General features: G+C 67.5%; 10 protein-coding genes. 2 read left to right on the forward strand and 8 right to left on the reverse strand.

The window, feature by feature from the left end:
- Nucleotides 1-58: 58 nt before the first annotated feature.
- Nucleotides 59-2,926 carry a valine--tRNA ligase gene (locus J8I34_RS05180; RefSeq protein WP_209805501.1) on the reverse strand — a complete coding sequence of 956 codons (2,868 nt, stop codon included), beginning with the start codon at nt 2,924-2,926 and terminating at the stop codon, nt 59-61.
- Between the two features lie 269 nt (nt 2,927-3,195).
- On the opposite strand from J8I34_RS05180, the gene J8I34_RS05185 reads away from it, so the two are divergent.
- Nucleotides 3,196-5,544 carry a UvrD-helicase domain-containing protein gene (locus tag J8I34_RS05185; RefSeq protein WP_029045531.1) on the forward strand — a complete coding sequence of 783 codons (2,349 nt, stop codon included), beginning with the start codon at nt 3,196-3,198 and terminating at the stop codon, nt 5,542-5,544.
- 33 nt (nt 5,545-5,577) lie between these two features.
- On the opposite strand, the gene J8I34_RS05190 is transcribed toward J8I34_RS05185, so the two are convergent.
- From J8I34_RS05190 to sauS, 3 genes are all read right to left on the reverse strand, one after another.
- Nucleotides 5,578-6,870, reverse strand: coding sequence for an MFS transporter (locus J8I34_RS05190; RefSeq protein WP_029045532.1), 1,293 nt, complete (start codon nt 6,868-6,870; stop codon nt 5,578-5,580).
- 241 nt (nt 6,871-7,111) lie between these two features.
- Entirely contained in the window at nt 7,112-8,641 is a 1,530-nt protein-coding gene (locus J8I34_RS05195; protein WP_209805502.1) for an acyl--CoA ligase, read from the reverse strand.
- The gene (gene sauS, locus J8I34_RS05200; RefSeq protein ID WP_209805503.1) at nt 8,638-10,083 is read right to left on the reverse strand and encodes an acylating sulfoacetaldehyde dehydrogenase; all 1,446 of its coding nucleotides are present in this window, start codon (nt 10,081-10,083) and stop codon (nt 8,638-8,640) included. Before sauS ends, J8I34_RS05195 begins: the two co-directional genes overlap by 4 nt.
- A gap of 178 nt (nt 10,084-10,261) precedes the next feature.
- On the opposite strand from sauS, the gene J8I34_RS05205 reads away from it, so the two are divergent.
- Nucleotides 10,262-11,020 carry an IclR family transcriptional regulator gene (locus J8I34_RS05205; RefSeq protein WP_209805504.1) on the forward strand — a complete coding sequence of 253 codons (759 nt, stop codon included), beginning with the start codon at nt 10,262-10,264 and terminating at the stop codon, nt 11,018-11,020.
- Between the two features lie 82 nt (nt 11,021-11,102).
- On the opposite strand, the gene J8I34_RS05210 is transcribed toward J8I34_RS05205, so the two are convergent.
- From J8I34_RS05210 to J8I34_RS05225, 4 genes are all read right to left on the reverse strand, one after another.
- The gene (locus J8I34_RS05210; RefSeq protein WP_029045536.1) at nt 11,103-11,900 is read right to left on the reverse strand and encodes a BPSS1780 family membrane protein; all 798 of its coding nucleotides are present in this window, start codon (nt 11,898-11,900) and stop codon (nt 11,103-11,105) included.
- A gap of 6 nt (nt 11,901-11,906) precedes the next feature.
- Nucleotides 11,907-12,899, reverse strand: coding sequence for a homoserine kinase (locus tag J8I34_RS05215; protein WP_029045537.1), 993 nt, complete (start codon nt 12,897-12,899; stop codon nt 11,907-11,909).
- A 142-nt stretch (nt 12,900-13,041) separates the two neighbouring features.
- On the reverse strand, nt 13,042-13,455 hold the full coding sequence (locus tag J8I34_RS05220) for a hypothetical protein (protein WP_209805505.1): 414 nt from the start codon (nt 13,453-13,455) through the stop codon (nt 13,042-13,044).
- Nucleotides 13,456-13,701: 246 nt separating this feature from the next.
- Nucleotides 13,702-14,649, reverse strand: coding sequence for an LOG family protein (locus J8I34_RS05225; protein ID WP_232232318.1), 948 nt, complete (start codon nt 14,647-14,649; stop codon nt 13,702-13,704).
- Nucleotides 14,650-14,652 lie beyond the last annotated feature (3 nt).

A 14,652-nucleotide genomic window follows, 5' to 3' on the forward strand; every position in this document is an offset into this window, starting at 1 on the left:
GTTCCGTCCGACGCCGCCGGACGGAAACCAGACTGGCAGGGGCGTCATCGGCTGCCGGTCATGCCGGCAGCCGCTGCAGCTGGCCCTGCAGCTTGGCCAGCGTTTGCTCGAAATCAGCGAGTCGTTGCGTCTCTTGCGCCACCACGGCGGGCGGCGCCTTGGCGACAAAGCTTTCATTGGAGAGCTTGCCGCGGCACTTGCCGATCTCTGCAGCGATACGTTCGACCTCCTTCGACAGGCGCGCGCGCTCGGCGGCGACGTCGATTTCGATCTTCAGCAGCAGGTGGTTGCCGCCGGCAATGGCGACCGGCGCACCTGCGCCTTCGGCCTGCAGGGTGCTCTCGTCTTCGAAGACGCGAACCTCGGAAAGTTTCGCCAGCGCCTGGATATGTGCGCTGGCCGCCTTCAGGAATTCGCTGTCACCTTCGGCATAGAGCGGGATGCGCTGCGCCGGCGAGATGTTCATCTCGCCACGCAGGTTGCGGCACGCATCGACCACTTCCTTCAGGCGCGCGACCCATTGCTCGGCGTCTTCGTCGATCTTGGCGACGGCCGGCAGGGGGTAGGCTTGCGTCGAGATGGTCTCGCTGCCGTCGCCCTTGGCACGGCCGGCCAGCGGGGCCACTTTCTGCCACAGCTCTTCGGTGATGAACGGAATAATGGGGTGCGCCAGGCGCAGCACGGTCTCGAGCACGCGCAGCAGCGTGCGGCGGGTGGCGCGCTGCTGGGCCTCGGTGCCCGTCTGGATCTGCACCTTGGCCAGTTCCAAATACCAGTCGCAGTATTCGTCCCAGACGAACTTGTAGATCGCGTTGGCGATATTGTCGAAGCGGTATTCGGCAAAGCCCTTTTCGACGTCGGCCTCCACGCGCTGCAGCAGCGACACGATCCAGCGGTCGGCCTGCGAGAAGTGCAGGTGGCCGTCCGGGCCGCAGTCGTTGTTGCACGGGCCCATGCCGCAGTCATGGCCCTCGGTGTTCATCAGCACGAAGCGGGTCGCGTTCCACAGCTTGTTGCAGAAGTTGCGGTAGCCTTCGCAGCGGCCGGTATCGAAGTTGATGTTGCGGCCCAGCGTGGCCAGCGAGGCGAAGGTAAAGCGCAGGGCATCGGCGCCGAAGGCGGGAATGCCCTCGGGGAATTCCTTCTTCGTCTTCTTCTCGATCTTGGGCGCGTCCTTGGGGCGGCGCAGGCCGGTGGTGCGCTTCTTCAGCAGCGTATCGAGGTCGATGCCGTCGATCAGGTCCACCGGGTCGAGCGTGTTGCCCTCGGACTTGCTCATCTTCTTGCCTTCCGAATCGCGCACCAGGCCGTGCACGTAGACGGTATGGAAGGGCACCTTCCCGGTGAAGTGCTTGGTCATCATGACCATGCGCGCCACCCAGAAGAAGATGATGTCGTAGCCCGTGACCAGCACCGACGACGGCAGGAAGTGCTTCAACTCAGGCGTTTCCTCGGGCCAGCCCAGCGAGGAGAACGGCACCAGCGCCGACGAGAACCAGGTGTCGAGCACGTCTTCCTCGCGGCGCAGCGCGCCGGTGCTGCCCGCGGCCTTCGCCTTGGCGAGGGCTTCCTCTTCGGTGCGGCCGACGAAGCAGTTGCCGGCATCGTCGTACCACGCCGGGATCTGGTGGCCCCACCACAGCTGGCGCGAAATGCACCAGTCCTGGATATTGCCCAGCCACTGGTTGTAGGTGCTGATCCAGTTTTCCGGCACCAGCTTGATCTCGCCGCTCTGCACGGCTTCCAGCGCCACTTCGGCGATCGAGCGGCCGGGGTAGAAGGTGCCTTCCGGCGCCGGCTTGCTCATGGCGACGAACCACTGGTCGGTCAGCATCGGCTCGATCGCGCTGCCGGTGCGTTCGCTGCGCGGGGTCATCAGCTTGTGCTTCTTGACCTCGGCCAGCAGGCCTTGCTTGTCCAGGTCGTCGACGATTGCCTTGCGCGCGTCGAAGCGATCCAGGCCGGCGTACGCGGCCGGCGCGTCGGCGACGATCTTCGCGTCCAGCGTCAGGATCGACAGCTGCGGCAGGTTGTGGCGCTGGCCGACGGCGTAGTCGTTGAAGTCGTGGCCCGGGGTCACCTTGACCACGCCGGTGCCGAACTCGCGGTCGACGTATTCATCGGCGATCACCGGGATCTGGCGGCCGGTCAGCGGCAGGTGCACCGACTTGCCGATCAGGTGCGCGTAGCGCTCGTCTTCGGGGTGGACCATCACGGCCACGTCGCCCAGCATGGTTTCCGGACGGGTGGTGGCCACGGTCAGGTGGGTCAGGCCGCCCTTGGCGTCAGCCTCGACCAGCGGATAGCGGATATGCCACAGCGAGCCTTCTTCCTCCACGCTGTCGACTTCCAGGTCCGACACGGCGGTGCCCAGCACCGGGTCCCAGTTGACCAGGCGCTTGCCGCGGTAGATCAGGCCCTGCTCGTACAGGCGCACGAACACTTCGGTCACCGCCTTCGACATCTCCGGCGACATGGTGAAGTACTCGCGGCTCCAGTCGATCGACGCGCCCATGCGCCGCACCTGGCGGGTGATGGTCGAGCCCGATTCTTCCTTCCAGGCCCACACCTTCTCGGTGAACTTCTCGCGGCCGAGGTCATGGCGCGACACGCCCTGGCCCTCCAGCTGGCGCTCCACCACGATCTGGGTGGCGATGCCGGCGTGGTCGGTGCCCGGCACCCACAGCGTATTGGCGCCCAGCATGCGCGCATGGCGCGCCAGGCCGTCCATGATGGTCTGGTTGAAGGCATGGCCCATGTGCAGCGTGCCGGTCACATTCGGCGGCGGCAGCTGGATCGCGAAGTCCGGGCGGGCAGGATCGAAGGTCGGCTTGGCGATGCCGCGGCTCTCCCACTCGGGGCCCCATTTCGCCTCGATGGCGGCGGGTTCGAAGCTCTTGGCAAGCGATTGGTCTTGGGCGGTCATGCTGGGAGGATGTCGATGTTGGCGTCTGGATGCGTCGCAAGGCGCAGCGGGGGTGCGGCAGCCTGCGCCTGGCGGCCTTGGCGCCAGTGAAACCCCAAATTATACGGGGGCGGGCCGGTCGCTGCCTATTTTGCGGACAGCGGCCCCGGCCATGAAAGGCTGGCCAGGGCCGGCGCGCGTCCGCATGCGGGGCAGTTTCCGCCTCTCGGATGTGACGGATCGGACAGGGCCCATCGGTATAATTGGCGCCATTCCACAAGGCCCCTCCGATGTCCGACCTGCTCGCCAACCTCAATGCCGAACAACTTGCCGCCGTCACCCTGCCCGACGAGCCGGCGCTGATCCTGGCGGGCGCGGGCAGCGGCAAGACCCGCGTGCTGACCACGCGCATCGCCTGGCTGCTGCAGAACGGCCGGGTCTCGCCGGCGGGCATCCTGGCGGTGACCTTCACCAACAAGGCCTCCAAGGAAATGCAGACGCGGCTGCAGTCGATGCTGCCGATCAACACCCGCGGCATGTGGATCGGCACCTTCCACGGCCTGTGCAACCGCATGCTGCGCGCGCATTTCCGCGACGCCGGGCTGCCGCAGACCTTCGCCATCCTGGACAGCCAGGACCAGCTTTCGGCACTGAAGCGCCTGCTCAAGTCGCTCAACGTCGACGATGAGAAGTACCCGGCCAAGAACCTGCAGTACTTCATCAACAACGCCAAGGAGCAGGGGCTGCGCCCGGCCGATGTCGAGGCCAACGACGACTTCAACAAGCGCTTCGTCGACCTCTACGCCGCCTACGACATACAGTGCCAGCGCGAGGGCGTGGTCGACTTTGCCGAACTGCTGCTGCGCTGCTACGAGCTGCTGCGCTATAACGACGCGATCCGCCAGCACTACCAGCACCGCTTCCGCCACGTGCTGGTCGATGAGTTCCAGGACACCAACGTGCTGCAGTACCAGTGGCTCAAGCTGCTGGCCGGCCACGGCACGCAGAACCCGGCCGCGGTCTTTGCCGTGGGCGACGACGACCAGAGCATCTACGCCTTCCGCGGCGCCAACGTCGGCAATATGCGCGACTTCGAGCATGAGTTCCGCGTGCGCCGGCTGATCAAGCTGGAGCAGAACTACCGCTCGCACGGGCACATCCTGGATTCGGCCAACCACCTGATCTCGCACAACGCGCGCCGCCTCGGAAAGAACCTGCGCACCGACGCCGGCCACGGCGAGCCGGTGCGCGTGTACCAGGCCGGCTCCGACGGCCAGGAAGCGGGCTGGATCATCGAGGAAATCCGCGACCAGATCGCGCAGGGCGCCAGCCGCGCCGAGATCGCCATCCTGTACCGCAGCAACGCCCAGTCGCGCGTGATCGAACACGCGCTGTTCTCCGCCGGCATCCCGTACCGCGTTTATGGCGGCCTGCGCTTCTTCGAACGCGCCGAAATCAAGCACGCGCTGGCGTATATGCAGCTGCTGGAGAACCCGCGCAACGATGCCGCCTTCGGCCGCGTGGTCAACTTCCCGGCGCGCGGCATCGGCGCGCGTTCGCTGGAGGTGCTGCAGGACATGGCGCGCCAGTACGACTGCGCGCTGTCCGAGGCCGTGGCCTACGTGCCCGGCGCGGCCGGCAGCAAGCTCGCCGCCTTCACGCGCCTGATCGACAAGATGCGCGACGACACCCGCCGCATGACGCTGGCCGAGACCGTCGAGTACATGATCAACACCAGCGGCCTGATCACCCACTACCAGGGCGAGAAGGAAGGCCAGGACCGCATCGAGAACTTGCAGGAACTGGTGACCGCCGCGCAGGCCTTCGTGGTGGAAGAAGGCTATGGGCTGGACGCGCTCGCCGCGGTGATCCCCGCGGACCGTGCCCCCGCCACGCCGGTGCTCGCCGACGGCGACCAGTCCCAGCAGGTGCTCGACCCCGAGGCGCTGCCGGTGGTGATGACGCCGCTGGTCGCGTTCCTGACGCATGCCTCGCTGGAGGCCGGCGACAACCAGGCCCAGGCCGGGCAGGACGCGGTGCAGATGATGACGGTGCACGCGGCCAAGGGGCTGGAGTTCGACGTGGTCTTTATCACCGGGCTGGAAGAAGGGCTGTTCCCGCACGAGAACAGCATGATGGACCCCGACGGGCTGGAGGAAGAACGCCGCCTGATGTACGTGGCGATCACGCGTGCGCGCGAGCGCCTGTTCCTGTCGTTCGCGCAGAGCCGCGTGCTGCACGGCCAGACCAAGTACCACGTCCGCTCGCGCTTCTTCGAGGAACTGCCGGAAGGCGCGCTCAAGTGGCTGACGCCCGCGGTGCAGGGCTACGGCGGCGTGCGCCGCCAGGAACGCGACAACGCCTGGGGCCGCGACTGGTTCCGCAAGCCGGAGGATGTTCCCTACACTGGCACGCGCCCGACCGGCGGCATGGACAAGGGCAACGGCTACGCCGACGCCAAGCGCGAGGCTGGCACCGGCTTGCGCGTGGGCCAGTCGGTGTTCCACAACAAGTTCGGCGAAGGCGTGATCACCGCGCTGGAGGGCGAAGGCAACGACGCCCGCGCCAATATCAAGTTCAAGCGCCACGGCGCCAAGTGGCTGGCGCTGTCGGTGGCGAAGCTGGACGCGATCGACTGAGCGGCGCCGGCCGGGCCGGCGCCGCTTGCGGGCTCAGGACAGGGCGTGCCGCACTTCGCCGGCCTTGGACTCGGGGCTGTCCACGGTCAGCCGCGGGTTGATGAACAGCGATGCCACCGCACCGACGCCAAGCAACGCCCCCGAGATCATGAACGGCAGGTCATAGCTGCCGGTCCGCTCGATCAGGTAGCCGAACACCACCGGCGACACCATGCCGGCCAGCCCGAAGCCGGTGTTCATCATGCCGCCCGCGGTACCGGCGTACTTGCCGGCAATATCCAGCGGCAGGCTCCACAGCACGGCATTGGTCAGCTCCAGGAAGAAGAACGACAGCGACAGCAGGATCACCGCGTTGACGGCATCGGCCGTGAAGGTCATCGGCGCGATGAACATCAGCGAGCCGGCCAGCCCGACGAACAGGATCGCGCCGCGCGCCAGGCGCAGGTTGCCAGTGCGCCGGTAGATGCGGTCCGACAGCACGCCGCCGAGCGTATCGCCGACCACCCCCGCCATCAGCGGCAGCGCGGTGAACAGCGCCAGCTGCTTCAGGTCGAAACCACGCGCCTCCTTCAGGTACGACGGCAGCCACGTCAGATAGACCCACAGCGACCAGCCGTAGCAGAAGTCGACGAAGGTCACCAGCCACATCCGCCGGAACAGCCGGCGCCACGGCGTGGGCGCCTTGGCCGCCTGCTGCGAATCGCCGCGCCGGTAGCCGATCTCCTGCAGTTCTTCCGGCGTGACGCGCTTATGTTGGTCGGGCGAGTCCTTGAACATCATTGCGTACAGCACGGTCCAGCCCAGGCTCACCACACCCAGCACGACGAAGGCCTCGCGCCATCCCGCCGTGGCGACGATGGCCAGCACGATCGGCGGCGTGATCGCACCGCCCAGCCGCGCGAAGCTGTGCGTAATGCCCTGCGCGAAGCCGCGTTCCGCCACCGGCATCCAGTAGGTGAAGGCGCGCGTGGCGGTCGGGAACGCGCCGCCTTCGCCGATGCCGAGCACGAAGCGCAGCACCACCAGCATCATCACGCTGCCGGCAAAGCCGGTCAGCACCGTCGCCACGCCCCAGATCAGCGACAGCACGATCAGCACCTTCTTGGGCCCGAACTTGTCGGACATCCAGCCGCCCAGGATCTGCATGGCGGCATAGGGATAGGCAAAGGCCGAGAACACCAGCCCGAGTTGCGATGACGTCAGCCCCATCTCTTCGCGGATCAGCGGGGCGGCGACCGAGATGTTGACGCGGTCGATATAGGCGATGAAATACATCAGGCACATGACGCCGAGGATCATATGCCGGGTCTTGATGCGTTGCTTCATAACCACCTCCTATGCGCGGCGGGCGCGCGTGGTGTTGACGGGGCGGCGGCCGGCGCATGGTCCATTGCCATGCGCTTGCGGCTCGTCAGGGGCGCGCCAGTGGTAAGTCCTGGCTGCGCTGCCCCGTCCTTGAGCAAACAGCTGTGTGTCTCCGTGTGTGTCTCCGTGTGTGTCTCCGGGAATCGTGGTGGCGGGTGATTGGGCTCCTTGGCGAGGGTGGGGGAAGGGAAGGGCCGTCAGGTCAGGCAGGGTCCAGCAGCTTGAGTCGCTGCACCTTGCCGGAAGGCCCGCGCGGCAACTCCGCGATGAAGCGGAATTCCCTGGGCGTCTTGTAGCGGCCCAGCTCGCGCAGGCAGTGCGCGCGCAGCGCCGCGTCGTCGCAGGCCACGGCCTCGCGCCGGACGATGAAGGCGACGATCTCCTGCCCGTAGGCGGGGTCGGGCACGCCAACTGCCGCCGCTTCCAGCACGCCCGGATGGCGCAGCAGCGCTTCGTCGATCTCGCGCGGCGCGATGTTCTCGCCGCCCTTGATGATCAGTTCCTTGGCGCGGCCGGTGATGTAGAAGTAGCCCTCCGCATCGCAATAGCCGAGGTCGCCGGTGCGCAGCCAGCCGTCGGGTGTAAAGGCTTCACGCGTGACCTCGGGCGCCTTGTAGTAGCCCGCCATCACGCTCTCGCCTTGCAGCACGATCTCGCCGATCTCGCCATCGGGCAGCGGTTGCCCGTCGCGCCCCAGCACGCGGGCTTGCGTGCCGGAAGGCCGGCCGATGCTGCCGATGCGGCGCTGCTGCGGATCGAGCGGATTGCTGAAGGCCGGAGCCGCGGTTTCGGTCATGCCCATGGTCTCGATCACGCCGATGCCGAAGCGCTGCTCGAACGCGCGATGGTGCTCGGGCGGCAATGCGGCGGAAGCGGAGCGGCAGAAGCGCACGCCGGCCGGCGCGCGGCCGTCGGGATCGTTGAGCAGGTAAGCGATGATGGTCGGCACCACGTTGAGCCAGGTGCAGCCATGTCGGGCAATGTCGTGCCAGAACGCGCTGGCCGAGAAGCGCATCGGCATCACCACCGAGCCGCCGTGCACCAGCGGCGCGATCGCGGTCACCACCAGCCCGTTGATGTGGTACAGGGGCAGCGTGGCCAGCACGCGATCCCCCGCGCCGAGCGCATGCTCGCGGCTGACGCTGGCGCCGTTGGCGGAGAGGTTGCGGTGGGTCAGCAGCACGCCCTTTGGCGTGCCGGTGGTGCCGGAGGTGTACATCAGCAGCGCCGGGTGGTGGGGCTGCGGTGGCGGAAGGGGGGCTGCGCCGGGCTGCCTTTCCGGCAGCGCGGGCAACACGCTGCCGTCCGGCGCGGTGACCACCACTGGCACCTCGACGCCGGCTTCGGCCAGCGCCGTGCGGATCGCGGCTTCGCCTTCGGGCGAGGTGAATACGAGCCGCGTGTCGGAGTGCCCAAGGATGTAGCGCAGTTGCGCGGGCTGGCACAGAAGATTGATCGGATTGGCCACCAGCCCGCAGGCCATGGTGCCAAGCAGAAGTCGCGCGGTCTGTTCGCCGTTGGGCAGGTACACCGACACCGTCTGGCCGCTGGCGAGGCCGGCCTCGGCGTAGCGGCGGCCGAGTGCATCGGCGTCGGCAGCCAGGGCGCCGAAGCTGAGCGCGCGGCCGCTGTCGGGAGACAGCAGGTAGGGTTTGTCGGGGGCTTGCGCGGCACGGGCGGCCAGCAGCGTGGCCACGGTGTCGAGCACTTCGGGGCGGATGCGCGCGTTCATTGGCCGACCCTCGCGAAGTAGTCGCCCAGCAGCTCGCGCTCGTCGGGCACGCGCTCGGCGATCGGCTCTGCGATGCGGGTGATGTTGAGGTACTGCCGCCAGCCGAGGTTGTCCGAGAAGTTGTTGCCGCCCCAGGTGCCGCAGCCCATTGACAGCGAGAACGGCAGGCCGTTGTCGAAATTGCCGCCGGTGGCGAAGCAGTGCGCCTGGTTCACGATCACGCGCGCCACCGGCAGTTCCTGCCCGAGTTGCAGCGCCTGCTGCGGATCGGCCGTATGCAGCCCGACCGAGTGGCCCGCGCCCATGTAGTCGTAGAGGCTCGCCACGCGCGCCACGGCGGCCGTGAAGTCGGCGGCGCGATAGAGCGTAAGCACCGGCGAGAGCTTTTCGCCGGAGAAGGGATAGTCGCTGCCGACGCCGGTCTCCGGCACCAGCAGCATGGTCGGCTGCAACGCACGCACGCGCGCCAGGCCCGCCAGTTCGGCAATGCGCGGCGCGCTCTGGCCGGTCATGTCGCCGGCGAGCTTGCCGTGCCGCCACATCAGCGCCTGCAGCCGCGCCTTTTCCTCGGCCGTCAGCAGCACGCCGCCGACGGCGGCAAGCGCTTCGAGCATGGGCTGGTAGACCGCGTCGAGGATCACCAGGCTGTTCTCCGACGAGCAGCTGGTGGCGTTGTCGAAGGTCTTTGAGCGGACGATTTTTGCCGCCGCATCGGCCAGCGCCGCGCTGCGATCGACGATGGCGGCCACGTTGCCGGCCCCGACGCCGAAGGCGGGCGTGCCGCAGGTGTAGGCCATGCGCACGTTTGCCTGCGAGCCGGTGGCCACCACCAGGTCGGCCTGGCGCATCAGCTCTGCGGTCGAGGCTTTCGACACCGGCGCGGGCAGCATCTGCACCAGGTCCGCGGGCAGGCCGGCGCGCGCGAACTCGGCGTGGATGAACGACAGCAGCAGCTCGCACGTGCCCTGTCCCTTGGGCGAGGGCGCCACCACTACGCTGTTGCCGCACTTGAGCGCGTTGATGATCTTGTTGGCCGGCGTCGCCCCGGGGTTGGTCGACGGCGTGATCGCGGCGACCACGCCGACTGGCCGCGAGATCTCGGTGATGCCGGTGGCCGTGTCACGCGAGATCACGCCGACGGTCTTGCGTCCGTGCAGGTCGCGCAGCAGGCCCAGTGTCTTGCGATGGTTCTTGCGGATCTTGTCATCGACGTTGCCAAGGCCGGTGTCGGCCACGGCCCGCTCGGCCAGCCGTCGGTTGCGCGCGGGCTCCATGATGGCCCACGCGGCGGCAGCCGCGGCGGTGTCGACGGTGGCCTGGCCGGCACGCGCGAACGCGCGCTGCGCCTGCCGGGCGCGCGCCACGATCGCATCGACCTGGTCTTCCTGCACGGACACATCGGTGGAATGGGACTGCTGGCGCTGCAGTATCTGCACACTCATGGATCGGCTCCGGGGTTGGTTCGGGTAGGTCCGCCGCGGCGGCCCCGGATCGAATCTAGTGAACCCGGACAGGCATGCCGTCCCAATTTGTGCGCTTTCGCGAGCACGGCTGCGGTCTGCAACCGCTAATGCAGTTTTCGGGACGCCAGGGCGTCCCGGAATCCGCTAAATTGCATCCATGAGCAATCACTCGAACGCCGCCGCGGTGCGTGCCTTCCGCATCCTGGAGATCCTGTCCGCGGCCGACGGGCCCATGCCGCTGTCGGTCATCGTGCAGGAGATCGGGCTGCCCAAGCAGACCGTGCACCGCATCCTCAAGCAGCTGGAAAGCACGTGGCTGGTATCGCGCACGGCGGGCAGCCCCGGCTATGAATGCTCTTCACGGGTGCGCCAGCTCGCGGTCAACGTGCTGATGCAGGCGGGGCCAGCCGCGGCGCGGCACGCGATCCTGCAGCAGCTGGTCGACAAGGTCGGCGAGACCTGCAACCTGACCATGCTGTCGGGCGACGACGTGGTCTACCTGGATCGCGTGGAAACGCAATGGCCGCTGCGCATGCACCTGCAGCCGGGCTCGCGCGTGCCGCTGCATTGCACCGCGAGCGGCAAGCTGTTGCTGGCGTTCCTGCCATGCGCGCAGCGCGAACGTCTGGTGGCCAATCTGCCGCTGCGCGCGCATTCGGCTCGTACCATCACCGACGCTGCCGCACTGCACGCGGAGCTGGCCGAGACTCGGCGGCGGCGCCTGGGCATCAACAACCAGGAAAATCTCGAGGGGATGATCGCGGTGGCGGTGCCGGTGATGCGCAATCGCAACCGCGCCTGCGCGGCGATCGCGGTGCAGGCGCCGCTGGCGCGGATGACGATGGACCGGCTGATGGGATTCGTGCCCGACCTGCGCCTGGCGGCGGACGCGATGGTGAAGACGTTCGGGGAGTAATTGTGGGCGTGTTTGCCGCTGGTTTGCTCCCCTCTCCCGCGAGCGGGAGAGGGAGCAAACCATCAGCGCTGAAAATGCAGACTTAGACCGTCGGCGCAGCCGGCTCCACCCCCGGCGGGGTCACGTTGAAACACCCGCGGTAGGTCGCATAGAACGAGCAATACAAAATCGCCAGCATCAGCAGCGAATACGGCGTCACCAGGAACGACAGCACCGTTTCCGCCCCGAACACGCTGAATACCGCTTCCAGGAAGAACGGGATCGCCACCAGCAGCATCGCGAACAGCACGATGTACGTAAAGAACGCGCCACGGTTGCGCCAGCATGCGGTCCAGCTGAAGAACAGCGCCTTCACCGGCGGCACGCCATGCCAGGCCGCCAGCAGTGGCGCGAACCAGAACATCATCGCGATCGGTGTGTACAGCAGCGCGCCGATCATCATCGCGTAGTAGAGCTGCCGCACTGCTTCGGCCGAGGGTGCTTCTTCCTTCAGCACGATCGGCACCAGCGCGCTCATGTCGACCACGGCGCCGGCGATCAGCCCCAGCATGAACACCAGCCCGGCGTAGATGCCGCCCAGCACCAGCAGGTTGCGCGTGGCTTCCTTGCCATTGGCGCGAAAGCCCGCGAGCAGCACGGTTGGCAGCACGCGCTTGTTCTGGATCACGTCGCGGCATGCGGTCATCACGCCGACAGAAAGGCCCGGCGTGACCACCAGCAGCGCGATGATGCCGATCAGCGGCACCACGATGGCCAGCTGCGCGGCAATCAGGTAGACGAACAGCAGCATCAGGAAAGTCAGCGGGTTCTTGCGGAACAGCCAGATACCCTGGCGGAACCAGACGTAGCCTTCCTTGGCAGGAACTTCCAGTAGTTGCATGACGGATCAGATCCAGGGGAGCGGGCGCGCGGGACTGGCGTCCAGGCGCCGGCGCAGGATGCGTTCGAAATGGGTGGGATCGTGCGGCTGCAGCATGTCGGCCTCGCGCGGCAGGTAGAAATCCCACAGCCGTGACACCCAGAAGCGCAGCGCGCCCGCGCGCAGCATGTCCTGCCAGTGCGCGGCCTCGGTGCCGGTCAGCGGCCTGACCGCATGATAAGCCCGCAGCATTGCCTGCGCCCGCGCGTGGTCGAGTTCGCCGCTGGCCAGGTCGATGCACCAGTCGTTGACGGTGACCGCCAGGTCGAACAGCCACTTGTCGTTGCCGGCAAAGTAGAAGTCGAAGAACCCGCCTAGACGGTGGCGGCCGCTGCCGTCTTCCTCGAACAGCACGTTGTCGCGGAACAGGTCGCAGTGGCAGGGGCCTTCGCCCAGGCTGGCGTAGTCGGCGCTGCCGAAGAACGCCGCCTGGTGCGCGATTTCCCGTTGCAGCAGCGCGCGCTGGCCGGCATCGAGGAAAGGCAGGATCTCGGGCTCGGTCTGCTGCCACCACGGCAGGCTGCGCAGGTTGGGCTGGCGGCGCGGGTAGTCCTGGCCGGCCAGGTGCATGCGGGCCAGCATGTCGCCGACTTCGGCGCAGTGCTGCGCGTCCGGCGCCAGTTGCGAGGCCCCGGGCAGGCGCGTGACGATGGTGGCCGGCTTGCCCTTGAGCGGGCGCAGGATCTCGCCGTCGCGCGCCGGGATCGGCGCCGGCACGCGGATGCCGCGCTCGGCCAGGTGCGCCATCAGGTGCAGGTAATAGGGCAGCTGCGCGAACGACAGCCGCTCGAAGATGGTCAGCACGTACTGGCGTGCCTGGCCATCCTGCTCCATGGTAAGGAAGAAATTGCTGTTCTCGATGCCCGAGGCGATGCCGCGCAGTTCGCGCACTTCGCCAAGGTCGAAATCAAGCAGCCAGCTGGCGATCTCGTCCTGCGAGACCGTGGTGAATACGGCCATACTCGTTGTGTGAAGCGAATCGGAAAGCGGCGGCAAAGCAAGGGCCGCCGCCGCGGCATGACTGCCGGAGGGCCGGCGCGGCCCGGTCACGCCGGGCCGTGGGTCAGCGTCCCGCCGCCGCTGCGGCGGGACGCTTGCATGGTCAGAACTTCAGGTTGACCGAGGGCACGCGGTTGACATCGTGCTCACGGATCCGCGGCGAGCTGTCCTCCGGCTTGCTCATCTCGTACCTGGTGCCGAAGCCGGACTTGACCTGGATATCGGTGGCCCGGCCCTTGTCGCGGTACTCGCGCACCTGCGTGCCGTCGCGCTCGTTGAGCTGGAAGCTCGGCTGGCGCGGCTGGTTCAGCTGGGTCTTGGCTGCCGGCGCGATCGGCTGGTTGTTGATCTGGTTCAGTTCCTGCTGTGTCAGTGCGCTGCTTTCCTGGTTGCCCTGGGCCAGCACGGGTGCCGCCAGCGCAAATGTGGCGGCAGCCGCGGCCATCAGGCGCAGGCCTGCGGGCAGGGGGTCGTCGGACCGGGCAGAACGGCACGACCGGGTGGAACGGGAGGTCATCAGGGGCTCCTGTGCGGCGTCGCGGCGCTCCATAAGGGCAATAAGGGGCGGCGGGCGGCGCCGCGGCATGCGGCGGTTGGCTGCAACCCGGCGGCGCCGGGCTTGGCAGAACGGACAGGTTCCATTCTAGCAATTCTGCCGTGCCCGGAGGCCGGGCCGTGCCCCGCGGCGCACCCGCGCAACGCCCCGGTGTGCCTGACGCGTGGCTTGCGGCGCAAGCCGGCCGGGCCGAACCCGGCCGGGCGCTTACAGGTAGAACATCTCTTCCTTGGGCGGGATCGGCTTGTCGCCGCCACGGCGCTCGTAGTAGTCGTAGACTGCTTCGAGCACTTCATGCGGCTCGTCGACGATCTTCATCAGGTCGAGGTCGTGCTCGGCGATCAGGCCCATCGGCAGCAGCGTGAAGCGGAACCAGTCCAGCAGGCCCTTCCAGAAGCGGCTGCCGAACATGACCACTGGCACCGAGCGCGACTTGCCGGTCTGCACCAGCGTCAGCACCTCGGCCAGCTCGTCCAGCGTGCCGAAGCCGCCCGGCATCACAATAAACGCGTCCGAGTTCTTGACGAAGGTGACCTTGCGCGTGAAGAAGTGGCGGAAGCGCATGGCAATGTCCTGGTATGGATTGCCCTGCTGCTCGTGCGGCAGCTCGATGTTCAGGCCCACGCTGGCCGACTTGCCGGCGTGCGCGCCCTTGTTGGCCGCTTCCATGATGCCGGGGCCGCCGCCCGAGATGACAGCGAAGCCGGCATCGGAGAACAGCCGCGCGATCTCGATGGTGCGCTGGTAGTAGGGCGAATCCTCGCGCAGGCGTGCGCTGCCGTAGATCGACACGGCCGGGCGGATCTCCGAGAGGTACTCGGTCGCCTCGATGAACTCTGCCATAATCGTGAACATTTGCCACGATGCGCGCGCCTTCTTTGCGGTAGCGCGGTCTTCGTCGGCCAGCGCACGCAGGCTGGGGATCATCTTGCGCGGATTGGCGCGCGCGGCCGCGGCGGCGGCTTTTTCAGCGGCCACTTCAGGCGGATGGCCTGCGGCGGCGGCATCGGCCGCGGCGGCTATGGCTGCGGCGTGTTCGGACGCTGCCTCCGGCGGGGGTTGCACGGTATCGCCGGAGATATCGGAAACATCCGGATCAGCAAGGGGGGCGGTCGAGGCACCGCCCGCAGCGGCACCAGTCAATTTTGAGTCCATGGG

It is taken from the genome of Cupriavidus phytohabitans, assembly GCF_017815025.1.
Classification (GTDB): Bacteria; Pseudomonadota; Gammaproteobacteria; order Burkholderiales; family Burkholderiaceae; genus Cupriavidus.

Bases quoted from the DNA above. Each gene is read 5' to 3' on its own strand.
- J8I34_RS05180 (WP_209805501.1), bottom strand. From the start codon at position 2,926: ATGACCGCCCAAGACCAATCGCTTGCCAAGAGCTTCGAACCCGCCGCC.
- J8I34_RS05185 (WP_029045531.1), top strand. From the start codon at position 3,196: ATGTCCGACCTGCTCGCCAACCTCAATGCCGAACAACTTGCCGCCGTC.
- J8I34_RS05190 (WP_029045532.1), bottom strand. From the start codon at position 6,870: ATGAAGCAACGCATCAAGACCCGGCATATGATCCTCGGCGTCATGTGC.
- J8I34_RS05195 (WP_209805502.1), bottom strand. From the start codon at position 8,641: ATGAACGCGCGCATCCGCCCCGAAGTGCTCGACACCGTGGCCACGCTG.
- sauS (WP_209805503.1), bottom strand. From the start codon at position 10,083: ATGAGTGTGCAGATACTGCAGCGCCAGCAGTCCCATTCCACCGATGTG.
- J8I34_RS05205 (WP_209805504.1), top strand. From the start codon at position 10,262: ATGAGCAATCACTCGAACGCCGCCGCGGTGCGTGCCTTCCGCATCCTG.
- J8I34_RS05210 (WP_029045536.1), bottom strand. From the start codon at position 11,900: ATGCAACTACTGGAAGTTCCTGCCAAGGAAGGCTACGTCTGGTTCCGC.
- J8I34_RS05215 (WP_029045537.1), bottom strand. From the start codon at position 12,899: ATGGCCGTATTCACCACGGTCTCGCAGGACGAGATCGCCAGCTGGCTG.
- J8I34_RS05220 (WP_209805505.1), bottom strand. From the start codon at position 13,455: ATGACCTCCCGTTCCACCCGGTCGTGCCGTTCTGCCCGGTCCGACGAC.
- J8I34_RS05225 (WP_232232318.1), bottom strand. From the start codon at position 14,649: ATGGACTCAAAATTGACTGGTGCCGCTGCGGGCGGTGCCTCGACCGCC.